This is a genomic window from Actinosynnema sp. (assembly GCF_052038725.1).
The window spans coordinates 1-1,563 of sequence record NZ_JBQGCX010000435.1 but is presented as its reverse complement, the minus strand read 5'-3'; the positions used below and the strand labels follow the sequence as shown (position 1 = coordinate 1,563).

Sequence of the window (1,563 nt, the reverse complement as noted above, 5' to 3'; positions counted from 1 at the left end):
GTGATCGTGCCCGAGGAGATCGAGCTGCTGCACGGGCGCGGCGTGACCCGGATCTTCTCGCCCGCCGACGGCCAGGAGCTCGGACTGGCCCGGATGATCAACCTGATGGTGCGCGAGTGCGACCACGACCTCGCCGACCCGGCCCGCGTCGACCGGTCCGCCCTGCGCACCGGCAGCCCCGACGCGCTCGCCGCGACCATCACCCTGGCCGAGGCGGGCCGCCTGCCCGGCGACCTGCGCGCCGAGCTGGAGGCCGCCGCGTCCGCCCGCCGGGTGCCCGTGCTGGGCATCACCGGCACCGGCGGCTCCGGCAAGTCCTCGCTCACCGACGAGCTGGTCCGCCGCTTCCGCCTCGACCAGCAGGACAAGCTCCGCATCGCCGTCCTCGCCGTCGACCCCACCCGCCGCCGCGGTGGCGGCGCGCTGCTGGGCGACCGCATCCGGATGAACTGCCTGGAGGGCGACCGGGTGTTCTTCCGGTCCCTGGCCACCCGGCGCGCGGGCTCCGAGGTGCCGGACGGGCTGGCCGACGCGATCCTCGCCTGCAAGGCCGCCGGGTTCGACCTGGTCGTGGTCGAGACGCCGGGCATCGGGCAGGGCGACGCGGCGATCGTGCCGTTCGTCGACCGGTCCCTGTACGTGATGACCCCGGAGTTCGGCGCGGCCTCCCAGCTGGAGAAGATCGACATGCTGGACTACGCCGACGCCGTGGCGATCAACAAGTTCGAGCGGCGCGGCGCCGACGACGCGCGCCGGGACGTGGCCCGCCAGCTCGTGCGCAACCGCGAGGCGTTCGGGGCGTCCTGGGAGGACATGCCGGTCTACGGCACCAGCGCCGCCACGTTCAACGACGACGGCGTCACCGCCCTCTACCAGCACCTGCGCGACGGGCTGGCCGAGCACGGGCTCCAGGTGGACGAGGGCGCGCTGCCGCCGGTGAGCGGCCGGGTGTCCACGGCGGCGGCCACCGTCGTGCCCGCCTCCCGGTCCCGCTACCTGGCCGAGATCGCCGAGACCGTGCGCGGCTACCGCCGGGCCACCGAGACCCAGGTCGACGCGGTGCGCCGGGTCGCGCACCTGGAGGCCGCCCGCGCCGAGCTGGTCGCCGCCGGTCACGACGCCGACGCGCTGGACGAGCTGCTCGCGGGCGCGCGCCGCCGCGTCGACGGGGCCGCCGCCGAGCTGCTGGAGACCTGGCCGTCCGTGGTGGCGGACTACTCCGGCGACGAGCTGGTCGTGCGGGTCCGCGACCGCGAGCTGCGCACCGCCCTGACCCGCACCACGCTGTCCGGCAACCGGGTGCGCCGCGTCGCGCTGCCCCGGCACGACGAGCCCGGCGCGCTGCTGCGGTTCCTGCGCGCCGAGAACCTGCCCGGCCGCTTCCCGTTCACCGCCGGGGTGTTCCCGTTCAAGCGCGAGGGCGAGGACCCGGCGCGCATGTTCGCGGGCGAGGGCGACGCGTTCCGCACCAACCGGCGGTTCAAGTACCTCTCGCAGGGCTCGGCCGCGACCCGGCTGTCCACCGCGTTCGACTCGGTCACCCTCTACGGGCGCGACCCCGAC

1 protein-coding gene is annotated in these 1,563 nt (G+C 75.7%); it reads left to right on the top strand.

Going from position 1 to position 1,563, the window contains the following annotated elements; genetic code table 11:
• Positions 1 to 1,563 (top strand): methylmalonyl-CoA mutase family protein (locus tag ACTUAL_RS08855; protein ID WP_440899910.1); only part of this gene is annotated, 1,563 nt, incomplete at both ends.